This is a genomic window from Paracoccus stylophorae (assembly GCF_028553765.1).
Taxonomy (GTDB): Bacteria; Pseudomonadota; Alphaproteobacteria; order Rhodobacterales; family Rhodobacteraceae; genus Paracoccus; species Paracoccus stylophorae.
On sequence record NZ_CP067134.1, the window covers coordinates 2,911,905 to 2,927,688 of the forward strand.

17 protein-coding genes are annotated in these 15,784 nt (G+C 65.6%); 5 read left to right on the forward strand and 12 right to left on the reverse strand.

Annotation, left to right across the window (positions count from 1 at the left end):
- The first annotated feature begins 3 nt into the window (after window positions 1-3).
- The 3 genes from flgH to JHW45_RS14370 all read left to right on the forward strand — a co-directional run bounded on the left by flgH (window position 4) and on the right by JHW45_RS14370 (window position 2,363).
- The gene (gene flgH, locus JHW45_RS14360; protein WP_272858280.1) at window positions 4-729 is read left to right on the forward strand and encodes a flagellar basal body L-ring protein FlgH; all 726 of its coding nucleotides are present in this window, start codon (window positions 4-6) and stop codon (window positions 727-729) included.
- 8 nt (window positions 730-737) lie between these two features.
- On the forward strand, window positions 738-1,265 hold the full coding sequence (locus JHW45_RS14365) for a hypothetical protein (RefSeq protein ID WP_272858281.1): 528 nt from the start codon (window positions 738-740) through the stop codon (window positions 1,263-1,265).
- A gap of 96 nt (window positions 1,266-1,361) precedes the next feature.
- Window positions 1,362-2,363 carry a glycosyltransferase gene (locus tag JHW45_RS14370; protein WP_272858282.1) on the forward strand — a complete coding sequence of 334 codons (1,002 nt, stop codon included), beginning with the start codon at window positions 1,362-1,364 and terminating at the stop codon, window positions 2,361-2,363.
- Here JHW45_RS14370 and rfbA read toward each other — a convergent pair.
- The 4 genes from rfbA to rfbC are packed head-to-tail and all read right to left on the reverse strand — an operon-like array spanning window position 2,339 to window position 5,668.
- On the reverse strand, window positions 2,339-3,220 hold the full coding sequence (gene rfbA / locus JHW45_RS14375) for a glucose-1-phosphate thymidylyltransferase RfbA (RefSeq protein ID WP_272858283.1): 882 nt from the start codon (window positions 3,218-3,220) through the stop codon (window positions 2,339-2,341). The genes JHW45_RS14370 and rfbA overlap by 25 nt on opposite strands.
- Entirely contained in the window at window positions 3,217-4,074 is an 858-nt protein-coding gene (gene rfbD, locus JHW45_RS14380; protein ID WP_272858284.1) for a dTDP-4-dehydrorhamnose reductase, read from the reverse strand. Before rfbD ends, rfbA begins: the two co-directional genes overlap by 4 nt.
- Window positions 4,074-5,111 (reverse strand): dTDP-glucose 4,6-dehydratase, encoded by a 1,038-nt coding sequence (rfbB, locus tag JHW45_RS14385; protein WP_272858285.1) that lies wholly within the window; start codon window positions 5,109-5,111, stop codon window positions 4,074-4,076. The genes rfbD and rfbB overlap by 1 nt, the downstream gene beginning before the upstream one ends.
- Complete coding sequence (gene rfbC, locus JHW45_RS14390; protein ID WP_272858286.1) at window positions 5,108-5,668, reverse strand: dTDP-4-dehydrorhamnose 3,5-epimerase; 561 nt, start codon at window positions 5,666-5,668, stop codon at window positions 5,108-5,110. Before rfbC ends, rfbB begins: the two co-directional genes overlap by 4 nt.
- A gap of 224 nt (window positions 5,669-5,892) precedes the next feature.
- Here rfbC and JHW45_RS14395 point away from each other — a divergent pair, with 224 nt between their 5' ends.
- Window positions 5,893-6,699 (forward strand): thymidylate synthase, encoded by an 807-nt coding sequence (locus JHW45_RS14395; protein ID WP_272858287.1) that lies wholly within the window; start codon window positions 5,893-5,895, stop codon window positions 6,697-6,699.
- A gap of 1 nt (window position 6,700) precedes the next feature.
- A complete protein-coding gene (locus JHW45_RS14400) occupies window positions 6,701-7,201 on the forward strand; it encodes a dihydrofolate reductase (protein WP_272858288.1) in 501 nt (166 codons plus the stop codon).
- A 98-nt stretch (window positions 7,202-7,299) separates the two neighbouring features.
- On the opposite strand, the gene wrbA is transcribed toward JHW45_RS14400, so the two are convergent.
- The 8 genes from wrbA to JHW45_RS14440 all read right to left on the reverse strand — a co-directional run bounded on the left by wrbA (window position 7,300) and on the right by JHW45_RS14440 (window position 15,778).
- On the reverse strand, window positions 7,300-7,890 hold the full coding sequence (wrbA, locus tag JHW45_RS14405; RefSeq protein ID WP_272858289.1) for an NAD(P)H:quinone oxidoreductase: 591 nt from the start codon (window positions 7,888-7,890) through the stop codon (window positions 7,300-7,302).
- A 40-nt stretch (window positions 7,891-7,930) separates the two neighbouring features.
- Window positions 7,931-8,335, reverse strand: a complete 405-nt coding sequence (locus JHW45_RS14410; protein ID WP_272858290.1) for a DoxX family protein — start codon at window positions 8,333-8,335, stop codon at window positions 7,931-7,933.
- Window positions 8,336-8,706: 371 nt separating this feature from the next.
- Entirely contained in the window at window positions 8,707-9,807 is a 1,101-nt protein-coding gene (locus tag JHW45_RS14415; RefSeq protein ID WP_272858291.1) for a flagellar basal body P-ring protein FlgI, read from the reverse strand.
- The gene (locus JHW45_RS14420; RefSeq protein WP_272858292.1) at window positions 9,804-10,820 is read right to left on the reverse strand and encodes a hypothetical protein; all 1,017 of its coding nucleotides are present in this window, start codon (window positions 10,818-10,820) and stop codon (window positions 9,804-9,806) included. The genes JHW45_RS14415 and JHW45_RS14420 overlap by 4 nt, the downstream gene beginning before the upstream one ends.
- 2 nt (window positions 10,821-10,822) lie before the next feature.
- Complete coding sequence (flgK, locus tag JHW45_RS14425; protein WP_272858293.1) at window positions 10,823-12,280, reverse strand: flagellar hook-associated protein FlgK; 1,458 nt, start codon at window positions 12,278-12,280, stop codon at window positions 10,823-10,825.
- A gap of 39 nt (window positions 12,281-12,319) precedes the next feature.
- Window positions 12,320-13,627: a flagellar hook protein FlgE gene (locus tag JHW45_RS14430; RefSeq protein WP_272858294.1), complete on the reverse strand. Its 1,308-nt coding sequence runs from the start codon at window positions 13,625-13,627 to the stop codon at window positions 12,320-12,322.
- Window positions 13,628-13,708: 81 nt separating this feature from the next.
- A complete protein-coding gene (locus tag JHW45_RS14435; protein ID WP_272858295.1) occupies window positions 13,709-14,473 on the reverse strand; it encodes a flagellar motor protein MotB in 765 nt (254 codons plus the stop codon).
- An 84-nt stretch (window positions 14,474-14,557) separates the two neighbouring features.
- On the reverse strand, window positions 14,558-15,778 hold the full coding sequence (locus tag JHW45_RS14440; protein WP_272858296.1) for a phenylacetate--CoA ligase family protein: 1,221 nt from the start codon (window positions 15,776-15,778) through the stop codon (window positions 14,558-14,560).
- Window positions 15,779-15,784 lie beyond the last annotated feature (6 nt).

Genomic DNA, 15,784 nt, shown 5'->3' on the forward strand with positions numbered 1-15,784 from the left:
CGCATGAAACCCATCCATCTGATCTGCCTGGCACTGGCCCTGGGCGCCTGTTCGCGGGTCGCCAATGTCGGGCAGGCGCCGGATCTGACCTCGCCGCGCGACAGCCAGGAATTCGCCGCCATGACCAATCCGCCGCTGGAAATCCCGGTGGATTCCGGCCGCCCCGAGGCTGCGGCATCGCTGTGGGCGGGCACGACATCCTCGCTGATCGGCGATCGTCGCGCGACGGCGCGGGGCGATATCCTGACCGTCGTCATCGAGATCGACGACCGCGCCGAGATCAGCAACAGCTCGGGCCGCTCGCGCGCGGCGGGCGACAAGGTTGGCATGCCGCAGATGATGGGCATCCCGCAGCGTCTGGCCCACAAGCTTCCCGAAGGGGCGGGCTTCGACGAACTGGCCGATGCCTCGTCTTCCTCGACCTACAAGGGCGCGGGCAACATCACGCGGCGCGACAAGCTGACCTTGCGCGTCGCGGCCACGGTCACGGATCGCCTGCCCAACGGCACCTTGCAGATCGAGGGCACGCAAGAGGTGCGCGTCAACTTCGAATTGCGCGAACTGACGGTAGCGGGTTTCGTGCGGCCGGGCGACATCGACCGCAACAACGAAATCGCCTATGACCGCATCGCCGGGGCTCGCATCTCGTATGGCGGGCGGGGCCAGATCACCGACGTTCAGCAGCCGCGTTACGGCCAGCAGATCGCCGACATCCTGCTGCCTTACTGAGTTCGGCCATGAAGAAGATCCTGACACTGCTTCTGCCGCTGCTGGCATTTGGGGCGGGAACGTTCGGCGGCACGCTGCTGCGGGGCGACCCGCCGCCGCACGAAGCCGCGACCGAGGCCGCCGCGCCCGCAAGTTCCGACGCCGACGCCGATGGCGGACCGGCCCAGGACAGTCCGGCGACGGGGGAACATGAACACGGCAGAGGCGGCCCGGCCGCGTGGTTCACATTCCCGTCGCAATTCTTCGTCCCGATGATGCGCAACGGCGACATGGGCGCGATGATGATCCTGACGCTGAGCATCGAAACCACCGAAAGCGCGCTGGAGCCGATGAAGCGTCAGGAACACCGGCTGCGCGACGCCCTGCTGCGGCAATTGCTGATCCTGGCCAATACCGGCGCGTTCGACGGCAATTTCACCACCGAGCCGCGAACCCGCGTCCTGCGCGAAGCATTGCTGCGGGCGGTGCGGGAGGCGACCGACCTGCCCATCGGCGCGGTGCTGATCGAAGAGATCGCCCGCCAGGCCGCCAGCTGATCCGCCATCCGCCGCAGCGGCAGGAAAGTCGGACGATGCGATTGCCTCTGCTGCGGCGGCGCGGCAGAAGAGGCCATCGCCGCGCAAGGACCCGACGTGACCGCCGCAAACGCCCAGATGACGACAACCGGTGAGGATTCCGCCGCCGCAAGCCACGGCACCGTCGTGATCCTGCTGGCCAGCTTTCAGGGTGCCGAATTCATCCAGGCACAGCTGGACAGCATCGCCGCTCAAAGCCATCGCGACTGGCAACTGATCGTGTCGGACGACGGCTCGCGGGACGGAACGCGCGACATCGTGTCGCGATTTGCGGCCGGCTTTTCCGAAGGAAAGATCAGTCTGATCGACGGGCCGCAATCGGGGGCGACGCAGAATTTCCTGCATCTGGTGCAACAGGCGCCCGCCAACCGAACGCTGGCATTTTGCGATCAGGACGATGTCTGGTTTCCCGACAAGCTGGCCCGTGCCATGGCGCATCTGGCCCGGATCGCGGGCGCCGGTCACTACGCGGCCCGGACGGTGATCACCGACGACGATCTTCGGCCGGTCGCCCGGTCGCGGCAATTCCGGCGCAAGTTCGGCTTTCGCAACGCGCTGGTGCAGGCCTGCATGGCGGGCAACACGTCGGTCTTCAACCCTGCGGCGGCGAACCTGTTGAAGCAGGGGGCCGCTGCGGCGCGGCGGGCAGGTGTCGAATCGCATGACTGGTGGGCATATCAGCTGACATCGGGGGCCGGGGCGACACTGATTCACGACGAGGTGCCGGCGCTGTTCTATCGTCAGCACCGCCACAGCACGATGGGACGCAACGATACGCCGCGCGCCATGGCGGCACGGCTGGCGCAGCTGTTCGCGGGCGCCTATGGCGGCTGGCTGTCGGCCAATCTTCAGGCGCTTGGCGCCGTCGGCAATCTGCTGACCGGGGAAAACAGGCGATTGGTCGCGGATGTCGATGCCGCGCTGCCCCTGCCCGGGCCACAGGCCGCCCGCGCGCTGCGCAGGCTGGGCCTGTATCGCCATACGCGCGCCGGGACGGCGGCGCTGTATGCCGCCGCGGCGGTCGGAAGGCTGCGTCAGCCGCGTTCGCCCAGCACCTGAAGCAGATAGGCGCCATAGTCGTTCTTGGCGAATTTCCGCGCCCGTTCGCGCAACTGATCGGCGTCGATCCATCCCGCCTCGAAGGCGATTTCCTCGGGGCAGCCGGTCTGCAGACCCTGCCGGTTTTCCAGCGTGCGCACGAAATTCCCGGCATCCAGCAGGCTGGCATGGGTGCCGGTATCCAGCCACGCAAAGCCGCGCCCCATCTTTTCCACCGTCAGCGACCCGTCGGAAAGATAGCTTTCAAGCAGCGTCGTGATCTCAAGCTCGCCCCGGTCGGAGGGGGTGACGGCGGCGGCCCGCCTCGGCGCGGTGCCGTCGAGAAAATAAAGCCCCGTCACGGCAAAGTTCGACGGCGGAACCCGCGGTTTCTCGACAATTGCCCGGGCCCGGCCCGTGTCATCGAAATCGACCACGCCATAGCGTTCGGGGTCCGAGACGCGATAGCCGAAGACGGTGCCGCCGCTGTCGCGCGAATCGGCGGCGTGCAGCAGGACCGGCAACCCGTGGCCGAAGAAGATATTGTCACCCAGCACCATCGCCGAGGCGGCACCCGCCAGAAAATCCTCGGCCAGCAGATAGGCCTGCGCCAGCCCGTCGGGCGAGGGCTGGACGATCCATTCGAATCGCAGGCCCCACTGGCTGCCATCGCCCAGAAGCCGCTGGAACTGGGCATTGTCCTCGGGCGTGGTGATGATCGCGATCTCGCGGATGCCGGCCAGCATCAGCACCGTTATCGGGTAATAGATCATCGGCTTGTCATAAAGCGGCAAAAGCTGTTTCGACACGCCCATCGTGATCGGATACAGCCGCGTGCCCGACCCGCCAGCTAGGATGATACCCTTGCGCTGTGTCATGTCGTCTGCTCCAGCCTGGCCAGCACATTGGCCAGCCCCTTGCGCCAGTCGGGACGCGCGATGCCGAAATCGCGGGCGATGGCCGCGCAATCCAGCCGGGAATTCGAGGGTCGCTGCGCCGGCGTCGGATAATCCGCGGTGGCGATGCGGCGCACATGGCAGGCGATGCCGGCCTGCGCGAAAATCTCGGTCGCGAAATCGGCCCAGCTTGCATCCGGCGCACCGGCGAAGTGATAGATTCCGCGTCTTTCGGGATCGTCCCGCATCGCACGACCCATCGCCAGCAGCGCCGCCGCGATGTCGGCGGCGGGCGTCGGCCCGCCGATCTGGTCGTCCACGACCTGCACCTCATCCCGTTCGGCGCCCAGGCGCAGCATCGTCTTGACGAAATTGCTGCCATGCGCCGAAAAGACCCATGAGGTTCGCAGAATGGCGGCCTGCCCGCCGGCCCCGATCACGCCCTGCTCTCCCTCCAGCTTGGTCGCGCCATAGACGCCCAGGGGATTCGTGGCGGCATGTTCCGCGCGGGGCGTATCCCCGCTGCCGTCGAAGACATAATCGGTCGAGACATGCAGGAACGGCACGTTCAGATCCGCCGCCGCACGCGCCATCGCCGCAGGCGCCAGCGAATTGACAAGGCTTGCGGTCCGGGCTGCGGTTTCGGCGCGGTCGACAGCGGTGTAGGCTGCGGCGTTGATGACCAGCCGCGGGCGGGCCGCACGCAGCGCGGCGGCGCAGTCGTCGGGCCGCGTCAGATCGGCGGCATCGCGATCCAGAAACCGTGCCTCGGGTGCAAGCCGCGCGAGTTCCCGCGCGACCTGCCCGGTCCGGCCGAAGACAAGCAGATCCTGCATCATCCGGTCCCCAATCGCTTGCCCACGCCATCGCGCGCCAGCAGCGGTTGCCACCAGTCGCGATTGTCCAGATACCATTCCACGGTGCGCCTCAGCCCCTGTTCCACCGTGACCGAGGGCCGCCAGCCCAGTTCATCGCGGATGCGGGCCGGATCGATCGCATAGCGGCGGTCATGGCCAGGACGGTCAGGCACAAAGGCGATCAGCCGATCATGCGGGGCGCCCTGCGGGTGCAGATCGTCCATATGTGCGCAGATGGTCCGGACAAGATCTATGTTCGTCGCTTCGTTTTCGCCCCCGATATTGTAGCTGCGGCCGACGCGCCCCTTCTCGACCACCAGCAGCAGCGCATCGGCGTGATCCTCGACATACAGCCAGTCGCGCACATTGCCGCCGTCGCCATAAACCGGAATCTGCCGCCCCGCCAACGCGTTCAGGATGACGACCGGGACCAGTTTTTCGGGAAAATGATACGGCCCGTAATTGTTCGAACAATTGGTCAGCACCACCGGCAGTCCATAAGTTTCGTGCCAGGCCCGCACCAGATGATCCGACCCCGCCTTGCTGGCGGAATAGGGGCTGCGCGGATCATACGGCGTGGTTTCGGTGAACTGGCCGGTCTTGCCCAGCGATCCGAACACCTCGTCGGTCGAAATGTGGTGAAACCGGAAATCCTGCGGCCGCCCCTGATCCGTCCAGTATGCGCGCGCAGCCTCGAGCATGTTGAAGCTGCCCATGACGTTCGTTTCGATGAACGCCGCCGGCCCGTCGATCGAACGGTCCACATGGCTTTCCGCGGCCAGATGCATCACGACATCGGGACGATGTCTGGCAAATATCCGGTCCAGCGTCGGGCGGTCGCGGATGTCGGCCTGTTCGAACCGGTAAAGCTCGCTGTCCGACACCGGCGCCACGTTGTCCAGATTGGCGGCATAGGTCAGCGCATCGAGATTGACGACCTGATGTCCGCGCCGAACCGCCAGCCGCACGACCGCCGATCCGATGAACCCGGCACCGCCGGTCACAAGGATCTTCATGCCGTGACCTCGTCGCGAAACGGCGTCGTCCAGTCCGCAAATCGCGGCGCTGTGCGATCCTTTTCCGACAGGATCGGATCGGTCACGCCCCAGTCGATGTCCAGACTGTCCCACCGGACGCCGCCATCGCTGGCGCGGTCGTAATGGGCGGTGCATTTATAGATGATCTCGGTGTCCGGTTCCCGGGTGACGAACCCGTGCAGGAAGCCTGCCGGAATCCAGATCTGCCTGCCGTTCTCGAACGACAATTCCACCCCCAGCCACTCGCCATAGGTCGGGCTGTTCGCGCGCGCATCGACCGCGACATCGTAAAGCCGGCCGCGCCCGCACCGCACCAGCTTGCCCTGCGCATGCGGCGGCGACTGGTAATGCAGGCCGCGCAGCGTTCCGGCCTCGCGCGACAATGAATGGTTGTCCTGCACGAATTCCGGCAGGCTGACCCCCGCCGCCTCAAGGCTGCGCCGGTTCCAGCTTTCGGAAAAAAACCCCCGGTCGTCGCCATGCCGGTCCGGCGTGATCAGCAGCACGCCCGGCAACGATGTGTGTTCGATCTGCATTCCTCAACCACTCGTGACGGATATTTCCGCCCGTATAGACATCTGCGCCGCCCAAGTCACGACCGCGATCATTCCGCGTCCCGCCCGCCATGACAAGCCGCGCGGCAAGAAAGAAACACGGCATTTGAGCCAATTCCATCCGCGCCGCACCGCCGCAGCTTGGCATTCCGCGCCGACCATCGTAGCTAGCTGACCACGGCCCGGGCGCATCGGCGGAGGATGACGTGAAACAGTATCTGCAGGCTTTACGCAGCATCGTCGAGGATGGCGTTCCCTCCTCGGATCGCACCGGCACCGGAACGCTGTGCCGGTTCGGGCTGCAGATGCGGTACGACCTGTCGCAGGGCTTTCCCCTTGTGACGACGAAGAAACTGCATCTGCGTTCGATCATCCACGAGTTGCTGTGGTTCCTGTCCGGCGACACGAATACAGGATACCTCAACCGCAACGGGGTGACGATCTGGGACGAATGGGCCGATGAAAACGGCGATCTGGGTCCCGTCTATGGCCACCAATGGCGCAATTTCGGGGCCGAGCCGGGCGAGGAAGGCGCGGATGGCGGCGATCAGATCGCCAATCTGATTCGCGCGATCCGCACCACGCCGGACAGCCGCCGGCTGATCGTCACCGGCTGGAACCCGCTGCAGATCGACCGGATGGCCCTGCCCCCGTGTCATACGTTGTGGCAGGTCCGCATCCTAGCCGAAAAGCTGCATCTTCAGCTGTATCAGCGGTCGGCCGACATGTTCCTGGGCGTTCCGTTCAACATCGCCAGCTATGCGTTGCTGACGCACATGATCGCCCATGTGACCGGCTACCAGCCCGGCGATTTCATCCACACCATCGGCGACGCGCATATCTACAGCAACCACATGGATCAGGTTCGCGAACAGCTGACCCGTCAGCCGCGCCCCCTGCCCACGCTGCGCATCCTGCGGCCGGTGCAGGACCTGACCGGATTCCGGTTCGAGGATTTCGCCATCGACGGCTACGATCCCCATCCGGCCATCAAGGCTCCGGTCGCGGTCTGACATGACCCTGACCCTGATTGCAGCGCAGGATCGGAACGGCGCCATCGGCCACCGGAACGCAATCCCGTGGCATATCCCCGAAGATTTTGCGTTCTTCAAACGCGAAACCACCGGCGGCGCCGTCATCATGGGCCGCAAGACCTGGGACAGCCTGCCCCGAAAGCCGCTGCCCGGCCGGCTGAATATTGTGATCACGCGCAGCCCCGCCTGTTATGAAGGCGAGGCGGTCTTCACCTCGCTCGACCGTGCGGTCGAAACGGCGCGGCAGGCCGGGTATGACCGGATCTACTGCATCGGCGGCGCGGAGATTTACCGCCAGATGATGCCGCTTGCCGACCGGATCCTGCTGACCACGGTCGAGATATCGGCAGAGGCGGCGGACACGTTCTTCCCCGCCATCGACCCGGCAGAGTGGCGGATCGTTGACACGCGCATTCTTCGCAGCACGCCGCCGGCCTGTTCGGTAAGCGAGTATGTTCGCGCCGATCGTCGTTGCGACTGATCCGGGCCGTGACCTTTCTGGGATGAGGCCGAACTCGCCTGTCTCGCCATCCGTAACCCCCTGCCGGCGCGTCTTGCCCGCCGGCAGGTGTGTCACGCTCAGCCCAGCTTGCCCGCGACCTCGACCAGGCGGCGGGTCTGGTGGCCGATGGCGGATTTGACCTCGTCGGTGAATTCGGCGCCCTGCGAATGGCTGTAGCCATAGGGGTTGCCGCCGGTCTTGAAGATCACCTCGTCGGTATAGCCCGGCGCCACCACGAACCCGCCCCAGTGCATCACCGTGGCATAGAAGGACACCAGCGTCGTTTCCTGCCCGCCATGCGGGTTCTGGGCCGAGGTCATGGCCGAGACCGGCTTGCCCGCCAGTCCGCCCTTGGCCCAGATGCCGCCCAGCGTGTCGATGAAGGCGCGCATCTGGCTGGCCATCACGCCGAACCGCGTCGGCGCCGAGATCAGATAGGCGTTGGCCCATTCCATGTCCTCGGCCGTCGCCTCGGGGATGTCGGCGGTCTTTTCGGCCTGGGCCTTCCAGGCGTCCTGGCTGTTGATTGCCGCCTCGGGCGCGGTCTCGGGCGCCTTCAGCAGCCGCACCTCGGCCCCGGCGGCCTTTGCGGCCTCGGCCGCGATCGAGGCCATCTGGTGGTTGGTGCCATAGGTCGAATAATAGATGATGGCGAGTTTGACGGACATCTTGCCTCCTTCAGGGGTCAGGGTTGAAATCGGTGACGGATCAGGCGCGGCTGCGTTCGGCGCGCAGCGCGTCCAGGCTCCACGGGCCGGGGCCGGCGAAGACCAGGTACAGGAACACGAAGCAGTAGAGGATCGCCGCATCGCCGCGGTTGATCACGGGATAGAAGCTTTCCGGCGCGTGTCCGATGAAATAGGCCGCCGCCGCCATGCCCGAGGTCAAAAACGCGACCGGGCGGGTGAACAGCCCCACGATCAGCAGCGCGCCGCCGAACAGCTCGATGATCCCGGCGATCCAGCCCAGCGACCAGGCGGGGGGCGTGCCGCCGGTATCGGGAAAGCCCAGGATCTTGTCGGTGCCATGGGCGAAAAAGATCAGCGCGGCCATGATCCGCAGCACGCTGAGCATGCGCGGCGCCCAGACGGTTTCAAGGTGGTGGGTGTCCATGATGATCTCCGTTGCATCGATGTCGGCACCTTGGCCGCACCAAGCCGCTGGGTGCAAGTCCGCAATTTCTGGTCCGCCCGCGACACCGTCCGCCGTCCCTGCAATTTGCACCGCCGCGTCATTTCGTATCCCAAGACACGTACCTACATCTTTTACCTACATCTTTCGGTGCCTGAACGTCAGGTGACGGGCCTGCGCGAACAAAGCCCACGCAACCTGTTCGCAACACCGATCCTTAGACAGCCCCAACCATATCCAGCGACCTCGGCAAAACTCCCGAAAAGCCTTGAGGATGTCGCGGCGCGCGCCTGAATCGCGCCGGACTGCAAACAGAAATCGACTTGGCATGACCATCCGGCTTGGCTCCTCGCCTATTCCACGATCAGATCCGCATGCAGCGCCCCCGCCGCATGGATGGATTTCAGTATGTCGATCATCTCGCGCGGGCGCACCCCCAACGCATTCAGGCCCTCGACCAGATCGCTCAGCGAGGCGTTGCCGGCGACCTCGGCAAAGCCGATCCCCGGTTCCTGGCGCAGTTCCGCAAAGGTTCGGGGCACGGTCACCGTCTCTCCTTCCGCAAACGGGTTGGGCTGCGACACCTGCGGCGCTTCGCTGACCCGCAAGGTCAGTCCGCCCTGCGAAACGGCGACGCGCGAAATCCGCACCTGCTCGCCCATGACGATGGTGCCGGCCTTGTGATCGATCACGACCTTGGCGCGATCCTCGGGCTCGATCATCAGGTTTTCGATCCGACCGACGACACGGGCCGGATTCACATCGCCAAGATCGCGAAACTCGACAACCACGGTGCCGCTGTCCTGCGTGACGGCAAGACGCTTGTTGAAATCGCGGTTGATCGCATCCTCGATCCGCGTTGCGGTGGTGAAATCGGCGTTGCGCAGGGCGATGCGGATATTCTGCACTTCGGCAAAGTCGAATTCGACCTCGCGTTCGACCCGCGCACCCACGGGGATCGATCCGGCGGTCGGAACCCCCTGGACGACGCGCGACGCCTCGCCCGACACCGACGCGCCTCCGGCGATGATCGAGCCTTGCGCGACCGCATAGATGTTCCCGTCCGCCGCCTTGAGGGGGGTCATCACCAGCGTTCCGCCCAGCAGACTTTTCGCGTCTCCGATCGTGGACACGCTGACGTCGATCCGGCTGCCCGAACGTGCAAAAGGCGGCAACGCGGCCGTCACGACGACCGCGGCGACGTTCTTGGACCGCAGGGCGTCGTCGGTGACGTTCACGCCCAGCCGTTCCAGAAGCCCGGCCAGCATCTCTTCGGTGAAGGGTGCGTTTCTGAACCCGTCTCCGGTCCCGTCCAGGCCGACGACCAGCCCGTAGCCGACCAGATCGTTGCCCCGCACACCATCGAAATCCGCCAGATCCTTGATCCGGACCGGCGCCGCCGCCAAGGCCACCGGAGCGATCAGGAACAGCAACGCCGCCAGAAAAGCTTTCACCGCAGGAAATCCACCAGATTGAGGTTTGAAAGCCGCGCAGAGACCGCGTAAAGCGCCTCCAGCTGCGACGAGACCTGTTGCAAAGCGCCCGCCGTCGCATAGGGATCGGCGCGTCGCAATTCATTCCGGGTGATCTGCAGCGTCGCCGTCGACGCGGCGGTTTCGGTTCTGGCGCGTTCGATGATCTGCTGTTGCAGTCCGATCCTGCCCATCTCGCCCAGCAACGGCGTTTCATTGTTCAGCAGGATCTGCCCGCCCCGCTGCATCAGCTCGCGTTGCGCGCCATGCTGCCCGGCCAGAACGCCGCGACCGGCCATGGCGGATGTCGCCAGCCCTTTCAGCACATCCCGCAGCGCCGGCGTTGCGGCGGAAACCGACAGACCGATCGACTGCGCGTCCGCGATCTCGATCCGTTGAGCCATGCCGACCGTTCCGCGATAGGCGACATCCATGAACCCACCGCCACCTTGGGGCGCGTCAAACCAGTCCGACACCGCCTGCGCGATATCGGCGGCGCTGGTCAGACCCGCGACCGATGCCTCGATCGCATCAAGGATCTGTGCCGCCGGAGCCAGCGCCGGTTCGTCGCTGTTCAGGCCCGAGAACAGGAACCGCCCGCTGACCGCGCCGTTGAGGCGCGCCACCGTCGTCTGGAAAGCCTGGGCGACCTCATCGGCCCGCATGGCCAGCAGACCGCTGCTTTCGGCCACAGGCTGGACGACAAGCGAACGCGCCATCGCGCCTGTTTCGGCATGTACCGATTCAAGGACGTCCTGCATGCCCGTGGTCAGCAGCGCGGCTTCCGCGGCGTTGCGGTTGAACTGGTCGAAAAGGCCGATACGCGTTTCGATCTGGTTCAGGATCTGCGTATTTCCCTGCAGGCGCTGACCGATATCGGCCACCTCGCCGCTGGCCATTTCCCGGGTCAGGGTGTCCAGCGAGGATTTGAGCCGGTGGGACGCGGCCTGCAGCGCAAAGGCGCGCGCCTGATCGCCGATGGAATGCACGTTCATGGTCACAGCCTCATTATCTGGTCCAGCATGTCCTGAATGGCCTGGATCACCCTGGCGTTGGCGGCATAGGCCTGTTCGTATTGCAGCAGACGCTGCATCTCTGCATCGCTGTCGACGCCGTCTTCCATCAGCCGGGCGGACAATGCCTCGGCGCGGCTGTTGCGCATCGCGCTGTCGCTTTCCGCAGCGACGCGGCGCGTCGCGACGCGCGCCTCGATCTCGGCGAACCGGGTGGTCAGGGTTCCCCTGCCCTGAAAATCGCTGCCGCCGACCGGCGGCCGGGAATCGGCAATGGCGTCCGAGAACGCGGAAAGAAGACGCGACTCGGCGACCGGGCCCGCCGCCGCCGCGCCAAGCCCGGTGCGCAGGCGCCACAGATCGCCGCCGCGATCGGGCCGCACCAGTTCATTCACGCCGATCCGTGCCGCCAACCCTATGAGGGATGCCGAGACCGCACGATCCGCCCCATCCGTGAACAGACCAGGGCCGGTCGCCGCAATAGAAGGGTCGACAGCGGGATCGGCCACCCGTTCGTGCAGGTCGAACGCCAAGACATCCAGTTCGCGTTGCAATTGCACGCCCAACTCATCCCGGATCTGGAAGCTCGCCGCCAACGATCCGCCCGCAAACAGCCGCATCTGCGATTCGCCAAGTTCGGTTCCGTTCTGGACAAGACGCATCACCGGGGGCGTTTCGACGACCATATCGGGGGTCAACTGCCCCACCGGGGTGAATTCAAGTCGTGCAGGCCGGCTGCCATCCAGCAGAACGGCGCCCTCGGCGGTGAACAGCGCAACCCTGCCGTGATCGCGGACGATTTCCTGCACGGGAACGATTGCGGCGATCCGGTCGATGGCTGCCTGACGCTGATCGAGCAGCGATGTCGCATCCCCGCCGTCGCTGTCGATGATGGCGATCCGTCGGTTCAGATCGGCGACCTGGTCAAGATCGGCGTTCAGCCGGTCGACATCCGACCCGATCGCGCGGTCTGCGGCGCCGCGGGCGTTCTGGACCGCCGCGGACGCGGCGTTCAGTCGCGAGGTCAGACGCTGTGCGGCATCGACAACAGCAGTCAGGCGCAATTCGTCGTCGGGCCGTGTCGCGGCGGATTGAAGGCTGTTGCGGAAATCGGCCAGCGCGCCGCCCAAAGAGCCGCTTTCGCCCGGAAGACCGACGATGTCGCCCATACGCTGCAGGAAATCGAGGCGGGTCGCGGCGTTTCTGCCGGCGGACATCGCTGATCTCGTCTCGGCGATCACGCTGGCATTGACGATCCGGTTGATCCCGTCGATCCGCACCCCGCCACCGTGCCCGCCCAGGGTCTGGGCGCTCAGCGCGACTTCGCGGCGGCCATAGCCGGGCGTCATGACATTGGCCAGGTTCGCGGCCACCGTTTCGGTTCCGCGCGCCGTCGCGGTCAGACCAGAGACGGCATTCGTCAGCGCCTTGGCGATACTCATCTCATCTCTCCGGAAACGGGTCGTGGAACGCCGATGTCATCAGCGCTTGATGTTGGTGGTTTCCTGCAACATCTCATCGACGGTCTGGATGATCTTGGCGTTCGAGGAATAGGCGCGCTGCGTCTGGATCAGATGCGTCAGCTCTTCCGCGACATCGGTGGTCGATGCTTCGCGCGCATAGCCCAGGATCGGGCCGGTCGGCCCGTCACCGGCGTCCCACAGGAAGAAATTCCCCGATGTCTGCGAGATCCTGAACGCCTGCGCATCGACCGAGATCAGCCCGTTCGGGTTGGGCACGTCCACCAGTGGAATCTGATACAGCGTTTTCACGAAACCGGTGTCGAAGGTCGCCTTGATATGGCCATCCTCGTCGATCTCGACGCTGGACAGCTGCCCGACCGGCGAGCCGTTCTTCGAGATGTTGGTGGGCGAGAAGCTGGCGGACAGCTGACGCAGGCCCGACGGGCCAGCCGGCGTGCCGATGAACATGTCGATGACGCCGCCGCCGGACACCGCAAGCGGGATGGTTCCGTCCGCCGGATCGTAGGCGGGGCCGGTGATTGCCGTGACGCTGGCGATGCTGCCCCCATTGGCGGGCGAATCGTCGAATGTCAGGCGATAGCTTCCGGCCAGCGTTGCGGGTTCGGTCGCGGCGTCATGGACATTCATCGTCCAGGTGTTGGCGGCGCCTGCCACCGGCGTGAAGTCGATGTTCAGCGCCTCGGACGTGCCCAGATTGCCGAAATATTCGACGCGCAGCGTGGGCAGCGGATCGCCGCTGCCGACCGGATTCGCCTGCGCGGCGGGCAGGTTCACGCCAAGATGGATCTCGGTCGTCGGATCGCCCTCGGTCTGGTGATCGGGGATGCGCACCGGTTCCAGCGCGCCCATCGAATCGCGGCCCACCACCCCGGCGACGCCGCCTTGCTGCGCCGGCCAGCCCAGCAGGACCAGCCCCGACTCGGTTCGCAGGATACCCGATTCGTCGGTGCGGAACGCGCCGGTGCGGGTCATCATGAAGGGCAATTCCTGAAAGCCGTTGTCCAGATCGACCGCCGATGTCACCGGCAACATGCCGCGCCCGCCAATCGCGATGTCCAGCGGATGCGACGTGGTTTCCAGCGCCCCGCCCTCCATGATGTCGCGATGCGTGTGCGCCCGGACGCCGCCCGCCGAATGCAGGCCGCCGACCTGGTTCTGGTTCAGCACGAATGCGTCGAATTCGGTTTCCATCCGCTTGTAGCCATAGGTTCCCGAGTTCGCGATGTTGTCCGATATCGTCGCCAGACGCGTAGAGTTCGCGGCCAGACCGGATACCCCGGCGCTCATCGCGGAAGACATCGACATGGGGTCGTCCTTTCAGTTCGATTTCAGCCGACTATCGGCCCGACAGCTTAAGATTCGCCTAATGGCCGACGGTTACGGACCTCATCTCAGTAAAATCACCTCGATCCGGTTATTGGCCGGATCCATGGGATTTCCCGAACGGTTGCGGCGGTCGGCATAGCCGGTCACGCGCTGGATCCGTTGCCCGTCCAGATCGGCACGTTCGACCAGGTTGCGGACCGCATGGGCGCGCGCGTCCGACAACGCCCAGACCGGCGACGAGACCAGCATCTCGGGATAGGACCGGACATGGCCGGCAATCGCCAGCTCGTTGCGCACCCGGCCCAACACCCGCGCCAGCAGCCGCGACAGCTCGATCAGCGCGGGCTGGGGCTGGGCGGTGTCGTCCACGAACAGGGGCTGGCCGGTCAGATCGGTCAGCTCGATCACCAGCCCTTCGTCGGTCATCCGCGTCACCACATGGCGCAGCAGATTGGTCATCTGCATCGATTCGGCGCCGGTTCCCGTCAGCTGGTTCTGAATCTCCTGCGCAAGCCGTTCGAAATCTGCGGATTTTTCGCTGTCGGGAAGGTCGCGCAGCACGGCGTGGCGGACGCCCTGCTGGATGCCGTCGCCCGACGCGCCGGGCCGGTGCACGATGGTCGGGTTGAAATAGTCGGCCAGTCCCGCCCGCTGTTTTTCGGTGGTCGCGTTCAGCAGCCACATCAGCAGGAAAAACGCCATCATTGCGGTCACGAAATCCGCATAGGCCACCTTCCACGCGCCGCCGTGATGGCCCGCCTCGGCGCTGCCGTCCGCGCGCCTGACGATGATCCTGGCCCCGGTCGAGCCCTTTGCCGCAGCCATCCTGCCACCCGTTCCTGACATCTTCGAAACGAGTGTCGCCGGAGCGCCTCTGCCAGACAAGTCAACCGGTCAAATGCAACCTATTCAGTCATAGTTGCGGCGATCTTCGATCACCTTGCCGTCGTTGGGCAGGCTGCCCGGTGCAACGATCTGCACGCGGCCCTTCAGCTTCAGCGTGTCCGCGACGGAATCGGCATAGGCGTCGGTCGACTCGGCGGGCGTTTCAAGCTGCACGGTCATCACGTCCATCTCGCCCTCGCGGTCGGCGATGACGCGGGCGCGCGCGATTTCGGGGTGGCGGGCCAGCAGGGCGGCGACCTGTTCGGGGCGCACGAACATGCCCTTGATCTTGGTCGTCTGATCGGCGCGGCCCATCCAGCCCTTGATGCGCATGTTGGTGCGGCCACACGGGCTTGTGCCGGCCATCACCGCCGACAGATCGCCGGTGGCGAAACGCACCAGCGGATAATCCGGGTTCAGCGTGGTCACCAGCACCTCGCCGACTTCGCCGTCGGGGACCGGATCGCCGGTGCCGGGGCGCACGATCTCGACGATGGCGCCCTCATCGACGATCATGCCGTCGACCGCCTCGCTTTCATAGGCGATGTTGCCCAGATCGGCGGTGGCATAGCATTGCCGGGTGACGATGCCGCGATCCTCATAGGCCTTGCGCAGCGACGGAAACAGCGCGCCCGCGCCGACCACCGCCTTGGTGATCGCCAGCGTCTCGCCCATCTCGTCGGCGCGGTCCAGGATCACCTTCAGGAAATCGGGGGTCCCGGCATAGCAGGTGGTGCCGATATCGACGGCGGCGCGCACCTGCAATTCGGTCTGGCCGGTGCCCGCGGGCAGCACCGCGGCATCGACGGCGCGCGCGCCGCTGTCGAACATCATCCCCGCCGGCGTCAGGTGATAGCCGAAACAGTTCTGCACGATATCGCCGCGCCCGACGCCGGCGGCATGCAGAAACCGCCCCAGGCGCCACCAGTCGCCTTCGCGCCGGCCGGGTTCATAGATCGGGCCGGGGCTTTGAAAGATATGGTCGAATTCGGCCGCAAGCCGGGTGGTATAGCCGCCGAAGGGCGGCGATTTCTTCTGCGCCGCCGACAGTTCCGCCTTGCGGATCACGGGCAGACGGGCCAGCGCGGCGCGGTCGGTGATCTGGTCGGGGTCGATATCGCGCAACAGCCGCGCCAGCGCCGGCGCGGTCTTGGCGCGGCTCAGCGCGGCGGGCAGATCGCGGGCCAGCGCCTGTTGCCTTGCGCTGTCGTCGCGGGTTTCCAGATCGTCGTAATGGGATGGCATCGCGCT

What these genes read in the sequence shown, in the direction of transcription:
- flgH (WP_272858280.1), top strand. Translation starts at nt 4, where the DNA reads ATGAAACCCATCCATCTGATCTGCCTGGCACTGGCCCTGGGCGCCTGT.
- JHW45_RS14365 (WP_272858281.1), top strand. Translation starts at nt 738, where the DNA reads ATGAAGAAGATCCTGACACTGCTTCTGCCGCTGCTGGCATTTGGGGCG.
- rfbA (WP_272858283.1), bottom strand. Translation starts at nt 3,220, where the DNA reads ATGACACAGCGCAAGGGTATCATCCTAGCTGGCGGGTCGGGCACGCGG.
- rfbD (WP_272858284.1), bottom strand. Translation starts at nt 4,074, where the DNA reads ATGCAGGATCTGCTTGTCTTCGGCCGGACCGGGCAGGTCGCGCGGGAA.
- rfbB (WP_272858285.1), bottom strand. Translation starts at nt 5,111, where the DNA reads ATGAAGATCCTTGTGACCGGCGGTGCCGGGTTCATCGGATCGGCGGTC.
- rfbC (WP_272858286.1), bottom strand. Translation starts at nt 5,668, where the DNA reads ATGCAGATCGAACACACATCGTTGCCGGGCGTGCTGCTGATCACGCCG.
- JHW45_RS14400 (WP_272858288.1), top strand. Translation starts at nt 6,701, where the DNA reads ATGACCCTGACCCTGATTGCAGCGCAGGATCGGAACGGCGCCATCGGC.
- wrbA (WP_272858289.1), bottom strand. Translation starts at nt 7,890, where the DNA reads ATGTCCGTCAAACTCGCCATCATCTATTATTCGACCTATGGCACCAAC.
- JHW45_RS14410 (WP_272858290.1), bottom strand. Translation starts at nt 8,335, where the DNA reads ATGGACACCCACCACCTTGAAACCGTCTGGGCGCCGCGCATGCTCAGC.
- JHW45_RS14420 (WP_272858292.1), bottom strand. Translation starts at nt 10,820, where the DNA reads ATGAACGTGCATTCCATCGGCGATCAGGCGCGCGCCTTTGCGCTGCAG.
- flgK (WP_272858293.1), bottom strand. Translation starts at nt 12,280, where the DNA reads ATGAGTATCGCCAAGGCGCTGACGAATGCCGTCTCTGGTCTGACCGCG.
- JHW45_RS14430 (WP_272858294.1), bottom strand. Translation starts at nt 13,627, where the DNA reads ATGTCGATGTCTTCCGCGATGAGCGCCGGGGTATCCGGTCTGGCCGCG.
- JHW45_RS14435 (WP_272858295.1), bottom strand. Translation starts at nt 14,473, where the DNA reads ATGGCTGCGGCAAAGGGCTCGACCGGGGCCAGGATCATCGTCAGGCGC.
- JHW45_RS14440 (WP_272858296.1), bottom strand. Translation starts at nt 15,778, where the DNA reads ATGCCATCCCATTACGACGATCTGGAAACCCGCGACGACAGCGCAAGG.